The organism is Paraburkholderia hospita (assembly GCF_002902965.1).
GTDB lineage: Bacteria > Pseudomonadota > Gammaproteobacteria > Burkholderiales > Burkholderiaceae > Paraburkholderia > Paraburkholderia hospita.
This window is the reverse complement of record NZ_CP026107.1, coordinates 1,900,181-1,921,994: the sequence shown is the minus strand read 5'-3', so window position 1 is coordinate 1,921,994 and position 21,814 is coordinate 1,900,181. Positions and strand designations below refer to the sequence as shown.

At 61.9% G+C, this 21,814-nt stretch carries 23 protein-coding genes; 14 read left to right on the top strand and 9 right to left on the bottom strand.

Annotated features, from left to right (window positions below; all coding sequences use genetic code 11):
• Positions 1-24: 24 nt before the first annotated feature.
• The 5 genes from C2L64_RS41980 to C2L64_RS41960 all read right to left on the bottom strand — a co-directional run bounded on the left by C2L64_RS41980 (position 25) and on the right by C2L64_RS41960 (position 5,134).
• Positions 25-969 carry an AEC family transporter gene (locus C2L64_RS41980; protein WP_007577569.1) on the bottom strand — a complete coding sequence of 315 codons (945 nt, stop codon included), beginning with the start codon at positions 967-969 and terminating at the stop codon, positions 25-27.
• A 449-nt stretch (positions 970-1,418) separates the two neighbouring features.
• Complete coding sequence (locus C2L64_RS41975; RefSeq protein WP_039899779.1) at positions 1,419-2,402, bottom strand: alpha/beta hydrolase family protein; 984 nt, start codon at positions 2,400-2,402, stop codon at positions 1,419-1,421.
• A gap of 66 nt (positions 2,403-2,468) precedes the next feature.
• The gene (locus tag C2L64_RS41970) at positions 2,469-3,941 is read right to left on the bottom strand and encodes a PqiB family protein (RefSeq protein WP_238554529.1); all 1,473 of its coding nucleotides are present in this window, start codon (positions 3,939-3,941) and stop codon (positions 2,469-2,471) included.
• Positions 3,942-4,139: 198 nt separating this feature from the next.
• The gene (locus C2L64_RS41965; protein WP_007577562.1) at positions 4,140-4,388 is read right to left on the bottom strand and encodes a hypothetical protein; all 249 of its coding nucleotides are present in this window, start codon (positions 4,386-4,388) and stop codon (positions 4,140-4,142) included.
• 83 nt (positions 4,389-4,471) lie between these two features.
• Complete coding sequence (locus C2L64_RS41960; protein WP_007577560.1) at positions 4,472-5,134, bottom strand: DUF3313 domain-containing protein; 663 nt, start codon at positions 5,132-5,134, stop codon at positions 4,472-4,474.
• A 271-nt stretch (positions 5,135-5,405) separates the two neighbouring features.
• Between C2L64_RS41960 and C2L64_RS41955 the strand changes: the two genes are divergently transcribed.
• On the top strand, positions 5,406-6,002 hold the full coding sequence (locus C2L64_RS41955; protein WP_007577558.1) for a TetR/AcrR family transcriptional regulator: 597 nt from the start codon (positions 5,406-5,408) through the stop codon (positions 6,000-6,002).
• Between the two features lie 18 nt (positions 6,003-6,020).
• Here C2L64_RS41955 and C2L64_RS41950 read toward each other — a convergent pair whose 3' ends face one another.
• Genes C2L64_RS41950 through C2L64_RS41940 form a run of 3 tightly spaced genes read right to left on the bottom strand, consistent with a single transcriptional unit; the run spans position 6,021 to position 9,019 of the window.
• Entirely contained in the window at positions 6,021-6,800 is a 780-nt protein-coding gene (locus C2L64_RS41950) for a class II aldolase/adducin family protein (RefSeq protein ID WP_007577556.1), read from the bottom strand.
• A gap of 31 nt (positions 6,801-6,831) precedes the next feature.
• On the bottom strand, positions 6,832-7,701 hold the full coding sequence (locus C2L64_RS41945; RefSeq protein ID WP_007577554.1) for an amidohydrolase family protein: 870 nt from the start codon (positions 7,699-7,701) through the stop codon (positions 6,832-6,834).
• Positions 7,702-7,732: 31 nt separating this feature from the next.
• Positions 7,733-9,019, bottom strand: a complete 1,287-nt coding sequence (locus tag C2L64_RS41940) for an MFS transporter (RefSeq protein WP_007577553.1) — start codon at positions 9,017-9,019, stop codon at positions 7,733-7,735.
• A 293-nt stretch (positions 9,020-9,312) separates the two neighbouring features.
• Between C2L64_RS41940 and C2L64_RS41935 the strand changes: the two genes are divergently transcribed.
• The 11 genes from C2L64_RS41935 to C2L64_RS41885 all read left to right on the top strand — a co-directional run bounded on the left by C2L64_RS41935 (position 9,313) and on the right by C2L64_RS41885 (position 19,684).
• Positions 9,313-10,044 carry an IclR family transcriptional regulator gene (locus C2L64_RS41935; RefSeq protein WP_007577552.1) on the top strand — a complete coding sequence of 244 codons (732 nt, stop codon included), beginning with the start codon at positions 9,313-9,315 and terminating at the stop codon, positions 10,042-10,044.
• A complete protein-coding gene (locus tag C2L64_RS41930; protein WP_007577548.1) occupies positions 10,044-10,874 on the top strand; it encodes an enoyl-CoA hydratase/isomerase family protein in 831 nt (276 codons plus the stop codon). Before C2L64_RS41935 ends, C2L64_RS41930 begins: the two co-directional genes overlap by 1 nt.
• Positions 10,875-10,919: 45 nt before the next feature.
• Positions 10,920-12,545, top strand: coding sequence for an acyl-CoA mutase large subunit family protein (locus tag C2L64_RS41925; RefSeq protein ID WP_007577547.1), 1,626 nt, complete (start codon positions 10,920-10,922; stop codon positions 12,543-12,545).
• Positions 12,542-13,006, top strand: coding sequence for a cobalamin B12-binding domain-containing protein (locus C2L64_RS41920; RefSeq protein ID WP_007577546.1), 465 nt, complete (start codon positions 12,542-12,544; stop codon positions 13,004-13,006). The genes C2L64_RS41925 and C2L64_RS41920 overlap by 4 nt, the downstream gene beginning before the upstream one ends.
• Positions 13,003-14,181, top strand: a complete 1,179-nt coding sequence (locus C2L64_RS41915) for a CaiB/BaiF CoA transferase family protein (RefSeq protein WP_007577545.1) — start codon at positions 13,003-13,005, stop codon at positions 14,179-14,181. The genes C2L64_RS41920 and C2L64_RS41915 overlap by 4 nt, the downstream gene beginning before the upstream one ends.
• A complete protein-coding gene (locus C2L64_RS41910; RefSeq protein ID WP_007577544.1) occupies positions 14,178-15,086 on the top strand; it encodes a GTP-binding protein in 909 nt (302 codons plus the stop codon). The genes C2L64_RS41915 and C2L64_RS41910 overlap by 4 nt, the downstream gene beginning before the upstream one ends.
• 59 nt (positions 15,087-15,145) lie before the next feature.
• Entirely contained in the window at positions 15,146-16,165 is a 1,020-nt protein-coding gene (gene dctP / locus C2L64_RS41905; RefSeq protein ID WP_007577542.1) for a TRAP transporter substrate-binding protein DctP, read from the top strand.
• Positions 16,166-16,174: 9 nt separating this feature from the next.
• Positions 16,175-16,723, top strand: coding sequence for a TRAP transporter small permease (locus C2L64_RS41900; RefSeq protein WP_007577540.1), 549 nt, complete (start codon positions 16,175-16,177; stop codon positions 16,721-16,723).
• Positions 16,720-18,033: a TRAP transporter large permease gene (locus C2L64_RS41895; protein WP_007577538.1), complete on the top strand. Its 1,314-nt coding sequence runs from the start codon at positions 16,720-16,722 to the stop codon at positions 18,031-18,033. Before C2L64_RS41900 ends, C2L64_RS41895 begins: the two co-directional genes overlap by 4 nt.
• Positions 18,034-18,128: 95 nt before the next feature.
• Complete coding sequence (locus C2L64_RS41890; RefSeq protein ID WP_007577536.1) at positions 18,129-18,554, top strand: CopG family transcriptional regulator; 426 nt, start codon at positions 18,129-18,131, stop codon at positions 18,552-18,554.
• Between the two features lie 44 nt (positions 18,555-18,598).
• The gene (locus C2L64_RS41885; RefSeq protein ID WP_007577534.1) at positions 18,599-19,684 is read left to right on the top strand and encodes an extracellular catalytic domain type 1 short-chain-length polyhydroxyalkanoate depolymerase; all 1,086 of its coding nucleotides are present in this window, start codon (positions 18,599-18,601) and stop codon (positions 19,682-19,684) included.
• A gap of 65 nt (positions 19,685-19,749) precedes the next feature.
• Here C2L64_RS41885 and C2L64_RS41880 read toward each other — a convergent pair whose 3' ends face one another.
• A complete protein-coding gene (locus C2L64_RS41880; protein ID WP_007577532.1) occupies positions 19,750-20,004 on the bottom strand; it encodes a hypothetical protein in 255 nt (84 codons plus the stop codon).
• 181 nt (positions 20,005-20,185) lie between these two features.
• On the opposite strand from C2L64_RS41880, the gene C2L64_RS41875 reads away from it, so the two are divergent.
• On the top strand, positions 20,186-20,818 hold the full coding sequence (locus C2L64_RS41875; protein ID WP_007577530.1) for a TetR/AcrR family transcriptional regulator: 633 nt from the start codon (positions 20,186-20,188) through the stop codon (positions 20,816-20,818).
• 83 nt (positions 20,819-20,901) lie between these two features.
• Complete coding sequence (locus C2L64_RS41870) at positions 20,902-21,813, top strand: LysR family transcriptional regulator (RefSeq protein ID WP_007577528.1); 912 nt, start codon at positions 20,902-20,904, stop codon at positions 21,811-21,813.
• Position 21,814: the final 1 nt, after the last annotated feature.

The following is a 21,814-nucleotide window of genomic DNA, read 5'->3' as shown; positions in this document are numbered from 1 at the left end:
AAGCGACGGCTCCCGTCTGCATTATCAGAAAAAATATGCGATCAGCAGTCCCTCGGTTACGACGCCGAGAATCGTGCTGACGAGGATCGTCGCGGTGGCGTCGCGCGTGTAGGTATTGCTCTTGAGCGCGAACATGGCGGCCGCGGTCGCAGTCGGCACAGCGCCCGTGATAACGGCCTGGTGAGCCGGTGCGCCCACCACCCCGAACAAGACGGCGCCGAGCGCCATCAAGGCGGGTTGCAGAAAGTTCTTGATACCCAGATTCACCAGGACGTTGGCGTTGATCACAAAGCGCTCGCCATACAGTATCAATCCGAGCGCGAATAGCGACGTGCCGCCGGCAGCCTTTGCGATCAGGTCGACGGAGGTCAATACCGGTCCGGGCAGCGTGACATGGCAGAAGCTCAGCACCATGCCGGAGATCGGGAGCCAGACAATGGGATTGATGACGGCGCGCGCGATACTTTGTCCGAATACCCGCAACACGTCCGGCTGCCCCTTTCCCGTCGCATTCTTGTCGCCCAGTCCGGTCAGCACGATGGTCAGCGGCAGCATGAAGATGCTGGTGACGAGATTGCCGACCAACACGGCCAAAAATCCCTCCGGCCCGAACACCGCGGCGAGAATCGGCGCGCCGAAGTAAGCCATGTCGGGAAAAGCACACACCAGTGCCTGCATGGTGGCAGTGCGCAGGTCATGCCTGAACACAAAGCGGCCGACGCCCAGCGCAATGACATACGTACCCATCAGGCCGAGTGTCAGGCACAGCGCAAAGCCGACATTGTGCAGCTTGTCCGGCGAGGTTTTGACCGCGCCTTCAAACAGCGCAAAAGGTAGCGCAAACCGGATCACCAGGGTCGCCAGCACGCCTGCATCGTCATGCTTCAACAAGCCGATGCGAACCGAAAGCCACCCAAGCATGATGACGAACGCAACCGGCAACAGCCCATTGAGAATGGTGTTGAGCAAAGGAATACTCCTTTTTTATTAACCGGCATATAACGCGCTGCTTTTCGATTCGCTTGCACGGCATGAGCGTCCAGCAACGCGTTGGCGAGCAGTGCATAACCATAACGCGCAATGTCGAAGAACGCTGTGATGGTCCCGATTGCCGGATGCATTGTCCGGAGGCTTTCTCGCACAGGGCCGCGCTGGGGAATAGCGATACTTGGTCTAGTTGGCAATCGCGGTGACGTTGATTCTCATTGGGGAAAAGGTGATTTTCGTTTCGCTCATCGCGGGTCTCAACTGTTAGCTTCTGCGGCAGGTTAGCTCAGCCGAAACGTGTACGCTTCGAACAACCGCTATGCTTGTGTAACCTGTTAGATAGGCCCATGTAAGCCACACTCGCGAGCAATGCACGCTGAAGAAGAGAACGAAGAGAGAGCGACCGCCATACGCCGAGGTAACCGAAAGACTCAGCGCAACTGCTTACGGAAAAAATCGACCACATCTCCATTGAACTGCTCGTGGAACGCAGCGCGATTGAAGCCCGGCAAGCTGTTGCAAAGGGCGGGCATTTTGCGGGCAAGGCGCGCGTCGCAGGGCGGCAGAAAATCGTAGTGTCCTGCGTTCGGGATAACGTGATATTCGGGCGGATGGGGCAGGTCGGTGCGCACCGCCTCTTCATAGTATGGGTCCGGTTGATGACGGTCATCGGCGGCCCGCCATAGTTGGACTGGGACGTGCACGCCGCTCAAGCCCGCACGTCCAAACGCAAATCCAAAAGCGGGAGCGGCAATCACGGCGGCCTTGATTCGAGGGTCCCGCACCCACACGCCGACGGGCACAGCCGCGCCCTGGTCGGGATCGACGCCGGCCCGCGCCAACGCGCTGCACAGGTCGTGATCCGGGTGTGCGTGACAATATGGAGCGATCTCGGACAGATTTGGCACGCCACCAATCATCACGAGCACGGTGAAGCCACCATTAGAGAAGCCGAATGCGCCGACTCGCGTCTTGTCCAGATGCTGATGACCGACCCACTCGTCGAGCATGTAGTCCACTAACCGGTTCAGTTGAGCGGGACGACGCCATAGCTGCAGAACACGGCTCTGATCGTCGAACGTGTCGCCCGCATGGCTCACCGCCGCTGCCACGAAGCCGGCTTGGGCCAGCGCGATGGCGGTGTCGTAATGGCTGTCGTACCAGCCGCCGCCGCCGTGCGAGATCACGACTAATGGCAAGCCGCGGCCTGCGATGGGCGCATCCCGTGCGACGGTCTCCGTGACATTGCCGACGGTCTGCTCGGCTGCCGCAGCGTTCGTCGGATACCAGATTCCGACCGTCAATGGCGGTTCTGTGCCATTCGCGATCTTCACTTCCTCGAAGCCGACGTTGGCAGCAAAAGCTGGCGTAGCAAGCAGACCGCAAACGACAGCAACCACAGCAAATAGCCTCACGACAGCAATCTCCCTCTTTGCGTTGTTCGCGCTGTGCGCAGTTGCAACTTCCCTGACTTGATTGGATCAGTTGCGGTCCGGCTTACCCCACAGAAGAGATTCCGGATGCCGTTGCAGATACTCGGACAGTGATCCGAGACTGGCAAGCGTTCGACGCAATTCGCTCAGCGCCTGATGGACATCGGATTGAAGCGGAGAATCCTTCGCAAGAGTAGCGTTTGCCGCGTCGAATGAACGCTGCGCAGCTTCCAGCGCCGCACGAGTCTCGGGGACCAGTTCGCTATCGATCTGCTGGAACAGCGACGCCGAGTTCCGGAGAGCCTTGTCGAGATTGCGTCCGATCTCATCGAAGGGCACATCGTCGAGTTTTTTCACGATGCTGGCAAGCTGGTCCTGAAGTTCTTCGAGTGTATTGGGTACCGTCGGCAGTTCGACGGGCGTTCGCTGCGTATCGATTCTGACCGCGCGAGCGTGCGGAAAGAAGTCGAGTGCGACGTATCGCTGGCCGGTCAACACACTGCCCGTACGCAATTGTCCGCGTAGCCCGTCAGCAACCAGCTGATGCAACAGACGTCTGCCTTCGGCGCCATCACCGTTTCCGAGTGCTTCCCGGTAGCGCCGTCCGAGACGTGACGGATAAAGGTCGAGTGTAGCGACCATGTCCACGTTAGCGGTTCGAACATTAAAGTCGACGTCGATGGCCGTAACCTGACCCAGTTCAACACCGTGGAAATCCACCGGTGCGCCGATCGACAAGCCACGTAACGACTGTCCGAATCTCATGAGTACGCGTGCGGCCGGACCATCCTCGGCTTTACGCGCGGCCTCCGTCCGTGTTGCGGACAGTACGAACGACGTGCCGTCCGATGCTGGAGATCGCGTCGTTGCCGGTCCAACGATATCGAACGCGACCCCTCCGGAGAGGATCGACGCGACCGACTGGGTGTCCAGCCTCAGCCCATTGGAATCGAAGCGCAAGTCGATTCCGCTTGCGTGCCACCAGCGGGTATTCGAGGTGACATACTGATCATAAGGCGCGTTGACGAAGACATCGATAATAACCTCCGCACCATCCTTCGAGAGCGAATATCCGAGAACCTGACCGGCCTGAACGCGGCGGAAAAGGATGGGCGAGCCAGGTGTCAGCGACCCCAGAGAGCTTGCGTGAAGCACAAAGCGTTTTCCCTTCTGATCGGATGTGACGGAGGGCGGCATTTCCAGGCCCGCAAAGTCTTTACAAACGCTGGATGTGCGCCCCATATCGGCGGCGATATACGAACCTGAAATAGCCGTTGCGAGCCCGGAAATACCTGTCATGCCGATGCGCGGACGGACCACCCAGTATCGCGTATCACATGCCGCAAAAGCTTTTGCCGAGTCCTCCAGCTGCACGTCGGCGAGAACCCGTGTGCGATCGGCGGTGAGATGCAGGTCTGTCAGCGTGCCAATCTCTACCTCCCTGTATCGCACGCGCGTTTTACCCGCCTCGAGTCCCTCGGCGCTCGCGAAGCTGATCCTGATGTGAGGTCCGCGTTGCACAACGGACGCAACGAGCAGCGCGCCACAAACGAGCAGCGCGGCGATAGGAGTGAGCCATACAGCCGACGGCCGGCGCCGGCTATTCATCAGAGCGTTCCAGTGATCACGTCGCACAGTCGCCTGCCGAACCGGCGAACGATAGCTGCACCCACTTTGAACCGGCGACAGAGACGCTTCATCGCTGCCCGATCGCAGTGACTAGTGAACGTTCGCATGCGAGTCGACGGCCAGCGCGATGTACACAAGCGCAGCGAGCACGCCCGCCATCGTCCTGAGCACGTCCCTGTAGCCAGCACCGCGCGTGAAATGAACCGGTAGTCCCACCACGAAGTAGGTGACCGCGAACACGATCACGACCATCAATGGCGGCGGTGTCGTCATGACGAGGTCGGCCACGGCATGCATCATGGCGAAACCGCCGGGTCGTGAGCGATTGCCGGCGTCCATGGATCGCTCATACGGTCGACGTGTCGATGCGAGGCGAACGCACGTTCTCCGGCTTGGCGCATGTCGATGTGGCTCGCCGGGCGTTACTTCAGTTGAGCGACGAGGGCATCCGCACCCTTGTCGATCCCCGTCTTGGCGGCGCTGAGCGATCCGAACGCAGCGGGCAGATTCATCGCGTTCGGATACTGCTTCGTCACATAGGCCCTCAACAGGTGCCCATTGGAACTGTCGTACACCTCGACCGCATAAGACACCGAGCCGCTGAATGCACCCTTGCCGCCGCGGATGGCCTGCACGCCGTTATAAAGATTTCCGGCGATATCGAAGTGCATCGCCTGCCCGACGAGTGTCGTGGTTTGTTCCGCGCCCGTCAGCGTGAGCTTGATGCGCAGGGTTGCAGGCGAAGGCTGTGCGGCGATTTCGAAACGCTTCGACAGTTTCGACGCGAACGTCTTGCCCATGTAGCCAGCGAGCGCCGCCCTGTCGTCATCTTTCATATCCCCGAACTGGTTGTCATTGCCCCGATAGATATCGACGGGATCGACGATGACCTGGTTGTAACGCGACCAGACAACGGGGGCCGCGAACCGGTACGGCACCTTGGCGGAGTCGTCCTCCCGGTTTTGCTTCAGTTGCGACGAGGAAGCGATACCCGAGTACGCAACGGGCTGCACGCCAGCACAGGCCGTTAAGGCCAGCGCGGTTGCGCCGGCGAAGAAGAGCGGAGTCAGTCTGAGCTTGAACATGTCATGTTCCCTGGAAGCCGATGGCAGGTGTTGGAAGAGCGTCACGTCGGGTGAATCCCGATGTGTGGGCGAAGCGTAGCATCGCCGTTTTCATATGTAAACCGTCTACCCGGTTTGTTTTTAAGGAAAACTCGGGCGTACAATTCAGCCTTTACCAGCATGAACGCCCGGTTTGCTTCGGATTTCAGCGGCTGGCGGGGCCGGCTTCAGCCGCCGCTAACCTCGCAACAGACAGCATGACCGGTTGACGCGACGACATCTTTATTGATCAATGGACAATCAGACCCGTTCCGAGACGACCCGCAAGAAGGCTATTGAGGCCGCATTCACAATCCTTGCGCGAGAAGGCGTGGGTGGCCTTACATTCGATTCGCTGTCGCGCGAGAGTGGCGTGAGCAAGGGTGGGCTGCTGCATCAGTTCCGCACGAAGCATGGTGTGCTTACAGCGCTGCTTGATTATCAGCGGCAACAGTTTGAACAGATCCGGCTCGACTACCTGGCCAAGGACGCTGGCAAGAAAGCCGAACCGAATCTCGCGGCGCATATAGCCGTCTATCGGGAGTCCATCAAGCAACCGCATTCGGTCGCGCGAGCTGTGCTTGCCGCGTTGGTCGAGAGCCCGGAACTGCTCGATGACTCTAAAGCGGCGGACGCAGACAGGATGAAAGCGCTTCAGCGCGAATCGGGCGACCTTGAGCTTTCACTGCTTCGCTATTTCGCTGCAAGCGGCATAGCGTTCAATTCATTGCTTGGATTGGCGCCACTGCCCCAAACGATGATCAATCGTCTGTTTGACCGGTTGCTCGACGAGGACAGCTGGCAGACCCAGAAGCAGCAGCCGAAAACGCCAAAGCGGGCTGCGCGATAAGGGGCGCCCGCCCAGCATCTAGTTTCGATACGACGGGTCCCGTCGATCGAGAAAGCGCAGCATCGCGGGCCATTCCATTTCGCCATACGGGCGGCGCGTTTCCGGCTTGTACAGATGCGCGGTCTTGTCGATCACATGCTGCGGCGGCAAATGCAGCTCGGTATTGCACGCCATTGCGTCAACTTGCGCGCGGCACGCGTTCTCGAGCCAGTAGATCGCATTGAAGGCTTGCGGAATCGAGGCACTCGCAACCAGCAGTCCATGATTGCGCAGAATCATCGCCTCGGCATGGCCCAGGTCTTCCGCGAGCGTCTTGCGTTCTTCGAGGTCGATCGCGACGCCCTGATAGTCGTGATACGCGACGGGACCAAAGCGCATCGCTGTTTGCGTGAGCGGCAACAACCCGCACGATAGCGCCGAAACAGCCAGTCCGCCACGGCTGTGCGTGTGGATCACGCAGTTCACGTCGTGCCGCGCGCTATGGACAGCGCTATGAATCACGTAACCGGCAGCGTTGACACCGTACGTGCCCTCGTTCGGATTGAACAGAACATTGCCGTCGATATCGATCGTGATCAGACTCGACGCCGTGATTTCCTCGTACATGTAGCCATACGGATTGATCAACAGCCGCGTGTCGTCGCCAGGGATGCGTGCCGTGATGTGGTTGTACACCAGATCGCTCAATCCGAAATACGGCATCAGCCGATAACACGCGGCAAGATCGACGCGCGTGTTCCATTCGGCTTCGGAAACCATCGACTTCACATTCGACGGCATCTGTTGTTCCATCAGCATGTTCGTCTCCAGTACTCAACGGGTCGCGCGCTCATTGCGGGTCGAACCCATAGAGCGCGGCAGGGTTGTCCACGAGAATGCGTTGCTGCGCCTGCGTTGAAGGCGCCCATTGCTTCAATGCATCGAGCAGCTCGCCGTCGTCGGGCATCGTGCCTTCGAAATTCGGATGCGGCCAGTCCGTGCCCCACACGCACCGTTCCGTCGCGACGCGCGCCAGCAGTGTCGCGAGTGCGTCGAGATCGCGAAACGGATAGCCTACGCTCGAACAGCGATAACCGCACAGCTTCAACCACGTTCGTCCGCCGTCGAGCAGCGCGCGCAACGCCGTGATCGCAGGGTGCGTGATGCCCCACGCGGCGGGTATCTGTCCCATGTGATCGATGACGACATCGGTGGGCAGGCGGCGCAGGATCGGCAGCAAATCGGGCAGATCTTCGCCGTTCGCGTAGATCTGCGTATGCCAGCCGAATGGCGCGATCTTTTCGGCGAGCTGCATCAGATGATCGACGGGCGGTCCGCCCGGCGTCACCAGATTGACGCGCACGCCACGCGCGCCTGCTTCGTGCATCTGCCGCAGTTGCGCATCGCCGATCTGCGGATCGACCACCACAACGGCACGGCTGCGTTGCACGCCGAAGTGCGCGACGGCATCCAGTGTGCAGCCGTTGTCGGTGGTGTAGAAGCTGGGCTGCACGATCACCACGCGTTGCGTGCCGAGCACGTCCTGCACGTGTTCATACTGGGGTAGCGTTGCCTCGGGCGGCGTGTAGGCGCGGTGCTCGCTCAGCGGGAAGCGTTCGAACGGACCGGTGATATGAATATGACAATCGCACGCGCCGGGCGGCGCCTTAAGGTCGGGCGTCTTGATGGTCGTGCGCGGAGCCTGGCAGGTTTCGGACATGTGTCGGTGGCGTTGGCGGAACGTGTCGGTATCAGGATGGTGTATAGCTTTTTGCAGCGCCACTTTCGTTTTGCAGCGGCGTTTCGGCGTCGTCGGGCAAGGGTCGGCCGAGCGTTTCGGGCAACAGCAGCACGGCGAGCAGCATGACGGCGTAAGCCGCGATACCGAACGCCGCAATCGCATTGCCCAGTCCCATCACGCTCGTTAGCTTGCCGACCAGCGCGGGGAAGAGTGCGCCGATACCGCGGCCGAAGTTGTAGCAAAAGCCCTGGCCCGCCGCGCGCATACGCGTCGGAAACAGCTCGGTCATGTACGGGCCCATCGGCGAGAACATCATGAATGCGCAGAGGCCGAGCGGAAAGCCGAGCACCAGCATCGCGCCGTTGCTGATCGGCATCAGCATGTAGGCGGCGAGAATCACGGCCGAGCCGATCGCGCTGACCATGAAGGTCCGTTTGCGCCCAATCGAGTCGGCCAGATACGCACCGAGGATGAAGCCGACAAACGCGCCGACAATCATCACAGTCGTATAGCCCGCCGTGCCGATGATCGACAGGCCGCGTGTCGTCTTGAGGTAGGTCGGCAGCCAGATCAGGAATGTGTAAGAGCCGCCGATCGAACCCGTCGCCAGCGCCGAGACCCTGAGGGTCGTCGCCAGGTAGTCGAGGCGGAAGATTGCGAGCAACTGGCGAAGCATGCCGCGGTTGCGCCGCTCGCGTCGGCCCTTCGTGAAGACAACTGATTCAGGCACATGCCGGCGCACCCAGAACACCAGTAACGCGGGCGCGAGGCCGACCCAAAACAGCGCGCGCCATGCGAGTTGCTCCGGCATGATCGAAAAGAACAGGCCGAACAGCAATGCGGCCATGCCCCAGCCTACGGCCCAGCCGCTCTGCACGATGCCGACCGCACGGCCCCGGTACGCGCCGCGCACCGTTTCGCCGATCAGCACGGCGCCCGCCGCCCATTCGCCGCCAAAGCCGAAGCCTTGCAGCGCGCGGCAGATGAAGAGCTGCTCGTAGTTCTGCGTGAAGCCGCAGGCGAACGTGAAGACCGCGTACCAGAGAATCGTCGCCTGCAAGACGGCGACGCGCCCGAAACGGTCGGCGGCCAGCCCGCTCAACCATCCGCCGATAGCCGACGCCAGCAGCGTCACCGTGCCGAGCACGCCCGCTTCGGCAGCCGTGATGTGCCAGCCGACCATCAGCGCGGGAATCACGAAGCTGTAGACCTGCACGTCGAGCGCGTCGAGTGTCCAGCCAAGGAAGCAGCCGGCCATGGTGCGCCGCTCAGTCTTGTCGAGCTCCGTCATCCACATGTCTGTCTCCTTGCCGATGCGGGTCGTGTTTGATCCGCTGAGCTTTACTTTTCGCTATTTCGAAAGTAATTTCGAATATATGGATTGACTATAGAAGTCGGTTTTTGAGGTGTCAAGAAAGGGTCGAACAGCGAAGAACGTCGTCGAAATCGCGTCGAGAGCTTGTACAGCAAGGCTTCGCAGCTTTACGAAGCACGCACCAGGGCTTTCCATGAGCAGCCAACGCTGGCGCAACCCAGCGATTGGCCTATACTGAATTTCGAAATACCAAATTATTTTTCGAATATACGAAAATGAAACCAACCGATCGCGCACTGGGCATCTTCGAAGCATTCGAGGCGGAAGGGCGTCCGATGACGCTCAGCGAACTCGCCGAGGCGGCCGGGCTGCCCGTGAGCACGAGTCACGGCATCGTGCGCGTGCTGCTCGAACGCGGCTATCTGTATCTGACGAGCCGAAGAAAGGACCTCTTCCCGACACGCCGCCTGTACGACATGGCCGCGAAAATCATCGCCAACGATCCCTACCTCGAACGCATCGAGCCGCAGCTTCAGACGCTGCGCGACGCGACGCAGGAAACCGTGATCGTCGGCAAACGGCAGCATGACGAGATCGTCTATCTGAGCGTGCTCGAAGGGCCGCAAACGATTCGCTACAGTTCGGCGGCGGGAGCGTTGAAGCCGCTGCATTCGACTTCGATTGGCAAGGCGATGCTGAGCCGTGTCGATGCAACCGAACTTCGACGCTTCCTGGCGCAGGCCGCGCTGACGAGCGTCACCGACAACACCCTGACCTCCGCCGACGACCTGTTCGACGACATTGCGCAATCGCGTGAGCAGGGCTATTTCGTGACGCGCGGCGAAAGCGTCAGCGACGTGTTCGCGATCGCCGTGCCCGTCGATGTGAATCGCGACGTGCTGGGCATTGCCGTCGCTGGCCCGCGCCATCGGATGGAAGACCAGATCGAGCGGATCGGCGCGGTGCTGCTAGAGGCGAAGCGTTCGATCGAAGCGGGCGGTCATTGATGAGCGGCGAAGTGTCGAGCGAGCGACAGGACGCGGCCGGAACGCCGGTGCTGACCAGCGTGCGCAGCGGCGTGCTCTACGTGACCATCAACCGTCCGGACAAGCGCAATGCGCTAAATCGCGCGACGCTCGATGCATTGCGCGAAAGCTTCGCCGACGCCGCACATGACTCCGCGTTACATGCCGTCGTTCTATCGGCGGCGGGCGATCGCAGCTTCGCCGCGGGCGGCGATCTGCGCGAATTCGACGCGCTGCGCAGCGACGCCGATGCCGCTGCGCTGTTCGATCACGCGGCCGCTGCGCTCGATGCGATCCGCGCGACGCCCGTGCCCGTGATTGCCGCATTGAGCGGCACGGCGTTGGGCGGCGGCGCGGAACTGGCGATCGCGTGCGACTACCGCGTCGCGGCGGCGCATGCGTGCATCGGCTTCGTGCAGGCGACGCTTGCCATCACCACAGGCTTCAGCGGCGCCGCGGATCTGTTCGCGCTGCTTGGCCCGGCGCGCGCGATGCGCGTGCTTGCCAAAGCGCGTGTGATCGAAGCGAGCGAAGCGCTGACGCTAGGTCTTCTCGACGACGTGTGCGCGCAAGGTCAATCGCTCGACGAATGTGTCGCGCAATTCGTGAAGCCATTCGTTGGCCGCCCGCCGCACGTCATTCGCGCGATGAAGCAGATTGCCGCCGCGCATCGAAGCGCGTTGTCGCAAGCCACGCGCGTTGCCGAGCGCGCCGCCTTCGTCGCGACATGGACGGCGCCGGCGCATTGGGAGCAGGCGCAGAAGTTTCTCGACCGGCAGCGCACATCGGCGGCAAGCGGTTCAAAAACCTAGCCCGAGTCGCGCCGTTCAGCCACCGCAAGAAAGGAGCGTCACAGCATGAAGTCAAGCGCAGCCGAACTCGACGAAGCGATAGCGATGCCGCATCCCGACCGCACGCCGTCGGGACTGCATGTGCCCGTCGTGGTCGGTCCCAGCGAAGCGACCGGCACTGACGGCATCGGCGCGCCAGGACAGTTTCCGTTCACGCGCGGCATCTTCGCGGACGGCTATCGCGGGCGACTCTGGACGATGCGCCAGTATTCGGGCTTCGGCACGGCGGAAGAATCGAACGAACGCTACCGCTTCCTGTTGCAACAAGGGCAGACCGGGCTTTCCGTCGCGCTTGATCTGCCGACACAGTGCGGCCTCGATCCCGACGATCCGATGGCGCGCTCGGAGATCGGCAAGGTCGGTGTCTCGCTGTCGAACTTGTCCGAGATGGAGTTGCTTTTCCAGGGCATCGACCTGAGCCGCATTTCGACGTCGTTCACGATCAACGGCACGGCGGCGATGATCTACGCGATGTACGTCGCGTGCGCGGACAAGCAGGGCGTGCCGCGCGACAAGCTGACGGGCACGATCCAGAACGACATCCTCAAGGAGTATGTGGCGCGCGGCACATGGATTTTCCCGGTGCGTCCTTCGATGCGACTGATCGCCGATTCGATCCTGTACTCGAACGAAGTGTCGCCTCGTTTCAACCCGATTTCGATTGCGGGCGCACACATGCGCGACGCGGGCTGCACGGCCGTCGAGGAAATGGCCTACACGCTCGCCAACGGGCTTGCTTATGTCGATACCGTCGTCGCGCGCGGCGGCGACGTCGCGAAGTTCGCGCGCCGCCTGAGCTTCTTTTTCTACGTGCATATGGACCTCTTCGAAGAGGTCGCGAAGTTTCGCGCGGGGCGCCGCGTGTGGGCACGGCTCATCAGGGAGCGCTACGACGTCGATGACGAGAAGGCGCAGATGTTCCGCTTTGGCGTCGTGTGCGGCGGCTCGTCGCTGACGTCGGCGCAGCCGTACAACAATGTCGTGCGCGTCGCGATTGAAACATGCGCAGCCGTGATGGGGGGCGCGCAGTCGGTGTTCACCTGCGCGTACGACGAAGCGTTTCAGATTCCGACCGAATTCTCTGCCGAGCTTGCGTTGCGCACGCAACAGATCATCGGCTACGAGAGCGGTATCGCGCGCACGGTCGATCCTCTAGGCGGCTCGTACTTCGTCGAGGAACTGACTGATCGCACGGAGACGCACATCCGCGAACTGATGGACGAAATCGACGCGTACGGCGGCGCGGTGAAAGCGATCGAAGACGGCTGGCTGCAATTGCGCATCGCAAAGAGCGCGCTGCAGCGCAAGCGCGAAACGGACGATCAGGAGCGGCTCGTCGTCGGGCAGAACTGCTTCCGGCGCGAGAACCAGGTCGAGCAGCCGGGCGAGCTGTTTCATCTGAATCCGCAGGCGAGCGCGACTGTCGTCGAACGTTTCGAGCGGCTGCGCGACACGCGCAATCAGATGGAAGTGCAAAAGTCGCTGGACGCGCTGAGCGCGGCAGCCGCGCATGAAGAGGGCAACCTGATGCCGTATCTCGTCGATTGCTGTCATGCGTATGCGACCGTCGGCGAAATGGTGGCTCGGTTGAAAGAGCAATGGGGCGAATTCGAGGAGCCGGTCCATCTATGAACAGCACGAGCAGCAAGTCCGCCCATCCGTCTGCTGCTGCCGGCGCGACTGTCCGCAGCCCGCACGCGCCGCTCAAGGGCAAGCGCATTCTCGTAGCCAAGCCTGGACTCGACGGCCACGATATCGGCGCGAAAGTGATTGCGCTCGCGTTGCGCGACGCAGGCGCAAGCGTGATCTATACCGGCTTGCGCAAGAGCCCGGAGTACATCGCGCGGATTGCCGTCGATGAAGACGTCGATGCCGTTGGACTGTCGATTCTCTCGGGCAGCCACAACGAACTCGTCGCGCGCACAGTCGAACTGCTCGCGGATCAGGGCGCGGGTGCGATTCCTGTGTTCGTCGGCGGCACGATTCCCGCCGATGATCGCGCAGCGTTCCTGAAGGCGGGCATACGCGGCGTATTCACGAGCGACATGCCGCTCGACGATGTGATTGATGCCGTCGCGAAGGTGCTCGGATGAACGCGCCCGGTTTCGCCGCGCCCGACGAAGCGCCGCAGAGCCGTGCGTCGGGCGGACCGCTCGCGGGGATTCGCGTGATCGAGATCGGGCACATGTTGATGGGCCCTTACTGCGGAATGCTGCTCGCCGATCTCGGCGCCGAGGTGATCAAGATCGAGCCGCCCGAGGGCGACATCGGGCGTTCGATCAGTCCGCATGCGATCGGCCCGCACAACGCCTATTTCGCCAGCCTGAACCGCAGCAAGCAAAGCGTCGTGTTAGATCTCGCCAGCGATAGCGGCCGGCTTGCGCTAGCGGCGATGGTGCGCGACGCGCACGCGCTCGTGACGAACCTGCGGCCATCCGCGATCCGTAAGCTAGGCCTCACGTACGAACGGCTGCGCGAGCACAATGAGCTGATCGTCTGTGTCGCGCTGACGGGCTTCGGTCTCGACAGTCCGCATGCGGAATTGCCCGCCTACGATTACGTGATCCAGGCGCTGACGGGCATCATGCATTTGACGGGCGACCCCGATGGCCCGCCGACCAAAGCGGGCTTTTCGACCGTCGACAACTCGACGGGCATCATGGGCGCCGTCGGCTTGCTGGCGAAGATCGTCGAAGGGCGCGGCGGCCAGGTCGATATCGCGATGTTCGACGTGATGGTCTCGCAGCTCAACTACGTGGCAGGCGCCGCGCTCAACGGCGGCGAGCAGCCTTCGCGGCATGCGCTGTCGTCGCATCCTTACATCGTGCCGGCGCAACTGTTTCGCACGCGCGACGACTGGCTGATGCTGTTCATCACGCACGACAACTTCTGGCGTATCTTCGCGCAACGCGTCGGGCATCCCGAGTGGATCACGCAGACAGGCTTCGCGACGATGGCGGAGCGGCGCGTGCATCGCGACGCGGTGATCGGCGCGCTGTCCGCGATGTTCGCGGGCGAGACCACACAGTATTGGCTCGATGCGCTGGCTTCGTCGGGCGTGGTGGTGTCGCGGCTCGCGTCGATTGCCGAGGCGCTCGAGAGCGCGCAGGCGCAGGCGCGCGGGCTTGTCGTCGAGATCGAATCGGAAGCGGGGCCGCTGAAGGTGGTCGGCAACCCGATTCATATCGACGGCGTTCATATGCGGTATGGCTTGCCGCCGCTCTTGGGCGAACACACGGCGGCGTGGTGCGGCGAGGTGTCGACATGAGCGGCGCAACCGATGCCACTGCCGGCGTTGCGCGCCGTCAGTTGGCGCGCGATCTGTCAAAGCTCGCGCGCGCGAGCGTGGCCGAGTCGCTGTATCTGTTGCGCGACAGTGGCATCAAGCCCGCGCGCCGCATCGGCTTCACGGGGCCGCCGGGTGCGGGCAAGAGCACATTGATCGGCCGTGTGGCGAAGGCGCGCGCGGCGCGCGGCGAACCGATCGCGATCATCGCCATCGATCCGAGCAGCCCCACGACATCGGGCGCGCTGCTCGGCGACCGCGTGAGAATGGACGCCGTGCTCGCCGACACGGATGTCTTCATCCGTTCGCTGCCGAGCGGCTGGTCCGCCGATGGCCTCTCGGACAATCTCGCCGACGTGCTCGCCGCCGTCGAAGCCGACGGCTTTTCGGAAATCCTGCTCGAAACGGTCGGCGTGGGGCAAGTGGAAAACGGCGCACGCGCACTCGTCGACACGCTCGTGCTGACGATGGGCCCGCACTCGGGCGACCAGATCCAGGCGATGAAAGCAGGCGTGCTGGAGACAGCCGATATCGTCGTCGTCAACAAATGCGATTTGCCGGGCGCCGAGCGCGTCGCGCAGGACATCGGCAACGTGCTCGAACGCAATCGCGCGAACGGACGGCGCGTTTCGCCCGTCGTGTTGACGCGTGCAAACGATGAAGCATCGATTGCGCAACTCTCTTCCGCGATCGACGCACACACGCAATGGCGCGCCACGCATGTGGACGCCGCGCGCACAGAAGAGCTGCGCAAGCGGTTTCACGTGCGTAGTCTGCTGACGCGCCGCGTGGCCGAACTCATCGATACATTGCCTGCCGACGCGCGCACGGCGTCGGTTGCCGAGCTGTATGCGTGCATCGCGAAGCAGATAGGCAGTTCGGGATGACGCGCGTGTAGCGACACACCATCCCGCACAACGACAAACCAGAATGGAAGGAGACGCGGATGAAACGACTTCGTTTTTTGATGACGACGCTGGTAGCGGCTGCCGCGTGCGCATTCGCCGCGTTGCCCGCCGCGAACGCCGACGACACGATCACGCTGAAGATGGCGCATCAATGGCCCGACGATCCGAACGACTACGTCGTGCAGACGGGCAGAAAGTTCGCGCAGGAAGTGATGCAGCGCTCGGGCGGCAAGATGCATATCGACATCTTTCCCGCCGAATCGCTAGTGAAGGCGCTCAACATGCACACGGCGTTACGCAGCGGCAGCGTCGATCTGGCGATCTACCCCTACATCTACGCAGCGGGCGCGGTGCCGCAGATGAACCTGATCCTCTTGCCCGGCCTCTGGAAGACACCCGACGACGTCTATCGCTTCCGTACCTCGGCGCCGTGGCGCGAACTCGAAACGAAGCTGGAAGCGTACGGCTTCAAAACCTTGTGCTGGATTCAGATATCGGGCGGCATGGCGTCGAAGGGAAAACCCGTCAACGTACCCGCCGATCTCGAGAAAACCAAGGTGCGCGGCGCAGGCAAGATGATGGAAGCGGCGCTGCAGAGCGCGGGCGCGAGCACGGTATCGATGGCGTCGTCGGAAACCTATAACGCGATGCAGCTTGGTCTGCTGGACGGCTTGTGGACCTCGTCGGGCACCTTCGGCTCGTACCGTCTCTACGAAGTGGCCAAGTACTACGATTCGCCCGAGCAGTACAGCATCTACTACACGATCGAGCCGATCGCGATCAGCATGAAAACCTGGAACAAGCTGACGCCCGCGCAACAGAAGATCATGACCGACGTCGGGCAGAGCCTCGAACAGAGCGCGTTCGAAGGCGCGAAAGCCGACGACCGCCGCGTCGCGCAACTCTTTGCCAGCCACGGCGTGCAGATCCACAAGATGACGCTCGACGAATGGACGCAGTGGCAGAAGCTGTTCCAGCAGGTCAGCTTCACGAAGTTCCGCAACGAAGTGCCCGACGGCGCGCGGCTGCTCGATCAGAGCGTCGCGCTCTACAAGTAGGAGGACGGCATGCGCGGGCCGCTCGATCGGTTGGTTCATCTGCTCGACGTCTGTTTCAAAGGCGTCGCGTTGTCGGCGGGCGTTGCGGTGATCGCGACGGTTGCGGTGATTTCGTACGGCGTGCTGGCACGCGAGGCATTACATCTGTCGGACGTCTGGGTAACGGAAGTCACGACCTATCTGATGGCGTACATGACTTTCGTCGGCACGGCGGCGCTCGCGTGGCAGTCGCGTCATCTGAAGATCGATGTGCTTGGCCATCATTTGGGCGAGGGCGGCAAGCGCGTGCTCGCGGCGTTTTCGACACTCGTGATGTCGGCCGTTGCCGTCGTGATCGCGGTGCTGGCCGTGCAGTTCTGGTGGGACGCGTACACGAGCGGTGAGCGTTCATGGGGCATGTTCTCGCTGCCGCTGTGGATTCCGTATCTGTGTCTCGTCGCCGGCGCGCTGCTGCTGTCACTCGTGCAACTGGTGCGGCTCGCGACGATCGTCTTCGCACGCCGCGAACTTGCGCACGATCTGTCCGTCGACGAACTCGTGCTCGGGAGAGACAAGTGACCCAGCTATTCATCGGCGCCGGGATGTTCGGCGGGCTGCTCGCGGTGTTGTCGTTCGGCGTGCCGATTGCGTTCGCGCTGCTGTTCGTCGCGCTGGTCTCGCTGTTCGTCACGGGCGGCGGCTGGGACGCGTTGAACCTGATTCCGAGCACTTACTGGGGCTCGGTCGCGACGTTCACGCTGACGTCCGTGCCGATGTTCATGTTCATGGGCGCAATCGTGTCGGCGTCGGGCATGGGCGCGCGACTGTACAGCGCGCTCGCGACGATCCTCGATGGCGTTCCGGGCGGTCTTGCCGTCGCGACCACGCTGGCGTGCGGCGTGATGGCGGCCGTATCGGGATCGAGCGTCGCGACGGCGGCGGCGATCGGCGGGTTCGCGGTCTCCGAGATGCGCCGGCATGGTCTGCCAGCCGGGCAGGCGTGTGGCTCGGTCGCGGCGGGCGGGACGCTCGGCATTCTGCTGCCGCCGAGCATTCCCCTCATCGTCTATAGCGTGATTGCCGAGCAGTCGATCGGCCGCCTGTTCGTCGCGACGCTGGTGCCTGGCGTGATCATGGCGACAGCCTTCGCGCTCTATCAGATGGTGCTCGCGCTGCGGCGCAAATCGCGCGGCGAAGCACGCACGCGCCCACTCGCGCCGCTTCGTGCGCGCATCGTCGCACTGAAGGATATCGGCCCGTTCGCGCTGCTGATCCTGATCATCCTCGGCTCGCTGTATCGCGGACTCGCGACGCCGCAGGAAGCGGCATCGCTCGGCATTATCGCGAGCCTGATTCTCGCGGGCGTCGTGTATCGCGAGCTGAACTGGCGCAAGTTTCACGAGATTCTCGTGAGCGCGGCGCAAAGCAGCGTGATGATTCTCGCCGTGATTTCCTCTGCGATCGTGTTCGGCTATGTGATGACGACGAGCCAGGTGGCGTCATCACTCACGCAGGCAGTGGCGGGCGCGCATGTCGCGCCGTGGGTGCTGTTCGTCAGCATCAACCTGCTGCTGATTTTTCTCGGCTGCTTCATGGAAACCATTGCGATCATCGTCGTGACGATGCCCGTGCTCGTGCCAGTGGTGCAGGCGTATCACTGGAACCTGATCTGGTTTGGTGTGGTCGTTGTCATCAACATGGAGATGGCGCTGATCCATCCGCCCGTCGGGCTCAATCTCTTTGTCGTGCAAAGCGTGGCACCGGACGTGCCGCTGAGGCGCATCGTGCTCGGCACGCTGCCGTATGTGTTCATCATGGCCGGGGTGCTGGCGCTGATCGGTGTATTTCCACGACTCACGAGCCTGCTGTTCAGCGCGTCTTCTTCGTGAACCCATAGGAAAGTGTACCGGCCCTGAATGTTGTTGTTGCGGTGCGACAAAAACCAGCCTATAACCATCCATATGGATGGTACATGGATGGAAAAATGAAAAAGCCCGCAGCACTCGACACGGTTCGCCCCAAAGGCGGCGAATCGGAAAAAATCACGATCAACCTCGGTCCCGTCGATCTCGGGCAAATCGATCTGCTGGTCGAGGAAGGCTTTTATTCGAACCGGACCGACCTGATCCGAACGGCGATTCGCAACCAGCTTGCCCTTCATGCGCAGGTTGTACAGGACACGGTGACGCGCCGTGCGCTTGTGCTCGGACTGCAGCACTTTTCCAGGCAGGATCTCGAGGCGGTTCGCGCTGCGCGGCAGCGCCTCACCATTCAGGTGCTGGGACTCGCCAGCATTGCCACCGACGTCACGCCGGAGCTTGCGCTCGCCACGATCGAAAGCGTCACGGTGCTGGGAGCCTTTCACGCTTCGCCCGCCGTCAAGACGGCGCTCGCGGACAGAATCCATTAGCCACGCGACGCCTAACGCCTACTTCCGCTAACCGGACACATACGATGAAACTCGACGAAGGTTTCCTGAATTCAATGCACGAAGCGATGACCTTGCTGCGTACCCGCGGTCCCGCCGAAGCGACAGAAGTAATACAACGTGCGCTGCGAGGGGGCGCTGCTGATGGAATGCGGGACAAGGCGCGAGAGCCCGTGGTTTTTCCGTTCGCCGAGACAATAGCAAAGGACATCACACCGCACACGGCACGAGAAGACAGCAATGATGTCGAAGACCGGGGGCATTTCAGCACGCATGCTTATTCGAACGCCGCCGGCTCCCGGCAGTATCGGCTGTACGTGCCGGCGGGCGCAGTCGGCGAGCCGCTGCCATTGATTGTGATGCTGCATGGCTGCACGCAGAACGCCGACGATTTTGCAGCAGGGACGCAGATGAACGCGCTTGCCGAGCAGCATCGATGTCTTGTCGCGTACCCGGTGCAGCCGCAACAGGCCAATCCGTCGAAGTGCTGGAACTGGTTCAAACCAGGCGATCAGCATCGCGAGAATGGCGAGCCGTCATTGATCGCAGGCATCACGCGCGAAATCATCGCGGCCCACAATGTCGATCCTGCGCGCGTGTACGTCGCGGGTCTGTCTGCGGGCGGCGCGATGGCGGCGATCATGATCGCCACGTATCCTGACCTGTACGCTGCAGCGGGTGTGCATTCCGGTCTGCCCGTGGGCAGCGCGCACGATTTGCCCTCTGCGCTTGCGGCAATGAAGGGCGGCAAACGCCGCAGCGCGACAGCGCACGCGAAGCGCGCTAAACACTCGCCGAAACGGCCCATGATCGTCTTTCACGGCGACGCGGACGCCACGGTTCACGTCGCGAATGCTACGCAGTTGGTTCAGGGCTTCGAAGCGCGAGTCGATAAGAGCAGTGAAGGGCGTCGGGCCGATGCGGGGCGGCGTAGCTGTACCGTTTCGAGGCTTGCTTCCCCCGATGGTATCGACGCGGAGTTGTGGACCATTCATGGCGCGCCGCACGCGTGGTCAGGTGGTAATGCACGCGGGAGTTACACGGACCCAAGCGGTCCGGACGCGAGTGCTGAAATGCTGCGATTCTTTCTTGACCATCCCAAACGGGGATGAGGCGCGACCAACGCTGCTCTTCGCAGGAAGAGCAGCGTGTACCTTCTGAGTTCTTTCAACCTCTGTTAGCTCGACTGTTTTGCCGATGACTGTGCTTTCGGCACAGATCCAGCCTGTACGAGCCGTGCGTCTTCCTGCGTCACAGCGCCGACGTATTTCCAGCCGTCCGGCAACTTCACGAACGTGTAGCCCGTGGGCGCATCGACGAACACGGTGAAAACGGGCGAGTCAGCCTTCGCCTCGGAAACTGCTTGCGCGTGCGACACCATCGGCGCGGCCAGCAACGCGACAGCGAAAAGTGACGAGGAAATCAGCTTCATTGCACAATCCTTGAGATGTTGAACCGCTCGACCATCGAACCTGACCGATGGCCACGCTATTTCTGTAACGACCATTACACATATTGAAGCACGGGCGGTGCGTGTGCGTCCATAATTTTGTTATGATCGACATAGAATTCAGTATTCGCGGGTTTGCGACAATCGCTTGCCAGGAGGGGACATGGAGCCGGCCAGCTACGGCGAAACCAAAGGACGCGGCAGACCAAGAGCATTTGAGCGCGAGGTGGCGCTCAGGCGCGCGATGGACCTTTTCTGGGAAAAGGGCTTCGATATGTGCTCGATGTCGGATCTCGTCGAAGCAATGGGCGTCAACTCGCCGAGCATCTACGCGGCGTTCGGCAACAAGGAAAGCCTGTATCGCGAGGCGGTCGAGCTATACGTCCAGGCCGAAGGCGGCGCGGCGCTAAGGAACTTCGAATCGCGCGCGACGTTGCGCGAAAGCCTCGAAGCCATGTTCGACGCAAGCATCGAGCTTTTCACGGGCGGACAGCGTTCCCGTGGATGCATGATTTTTCTCGGCGGCGCGGGGATTGGCGCAGAGCACGTCGAACTGCGAAACTTCCTTCAGGCGTTGCGGCTAAAGGTGGCTCGAACCGTCGAAAAGCGCTTGAAGAAGGCCGTCGAACAAGGGGAACTCGTGCCTGACGCGGACGCTGCGGCGCTTGCTACATTGTGCATGTCGGTTTTTTCCGGCCTGTCCGTCCAGGCCGCCGACGGCGCCAGCAAACGCAAGCTGCACGCCGGGGTTGCGCAGTTGCTGGCGATGATTCCTTTTCGCCCAGCGTCGCATTGAGCTAAAGCCAGTTTGTAGGCGATGAGCGAACGGGTGAGCGCTATCCTGACGGATTGCCAGGTAATCACACGCACTATCGAACCATGGACCTGAACCTGATCGGCCTGTTTGTCGAGATCGTCGAATCGCGCAGTCTTAGCGCCGCCGCGCGCAAGCTCGGCATGACGCGCGCAAACATCAGCCAGCGGCTCAAGCTGCTGGAACGCGAAACGGGCGCGCAATTGCTGCGCCGCTCGACCCGAAGCCTCGAACTGACGCAAGCGGGACACACGCTATACGACTGCGGCCAGCGCATGCTGGAAGACCTGCGCACGGCTCGCGCATCGATTGACAGCCTCGGGCACACCTTGAGCGGCCGTGTCCGCATCAGCGTGCCGACCGGCTTCGGCAGAATGTTTCTCGGCGAAAGACTGCTCGAGTTCGCACGCATGCATCCGGGCATTTCGCTCAACGTCACGTTCAATAACCGGATCGAAGACCTGATCGCCGCTGAAGTCGACGTCGCGTTGAGGATCACGGCGACGCCGCCGCTGGATTACGTGGCGCGCAACATCTGCTCGATTGACTGGAACCTGTATGCGTCGGCTGAGTACGTCGAAAAGCACGGTCCAATCAATTGCCCCGGCGACCTCGAAAAGCAGACGCTGGTCGCGTCGCCCTATCCGGCACGGCGGGTCACGATGACGCTCACGCATCGACAGGACGAGTCGGACGTCCACGTGATCGCGATTCAGCCTGCGCTGCAGTCTTCGGACTATCCGTTTCTGACCGAGGCGGTGTGCCAGGGCATGGGCATCGGGCTGTTGCCGGCCTATGTGCCGCACGCGCCGATGAGCCGTGGATTGCTGCGGATCCTGCCGGATTTCCGTGTGGCCGGCTTGCAGAACACGTTGTATATCGTGACCCTTCCGAACCGCTATCCGTCGCCGGCGACGCAAGCCCTGATCGACTACCTGCGAGCCGAAATTCTGTTGCTCGCGCAAGCCTGGAACTAGG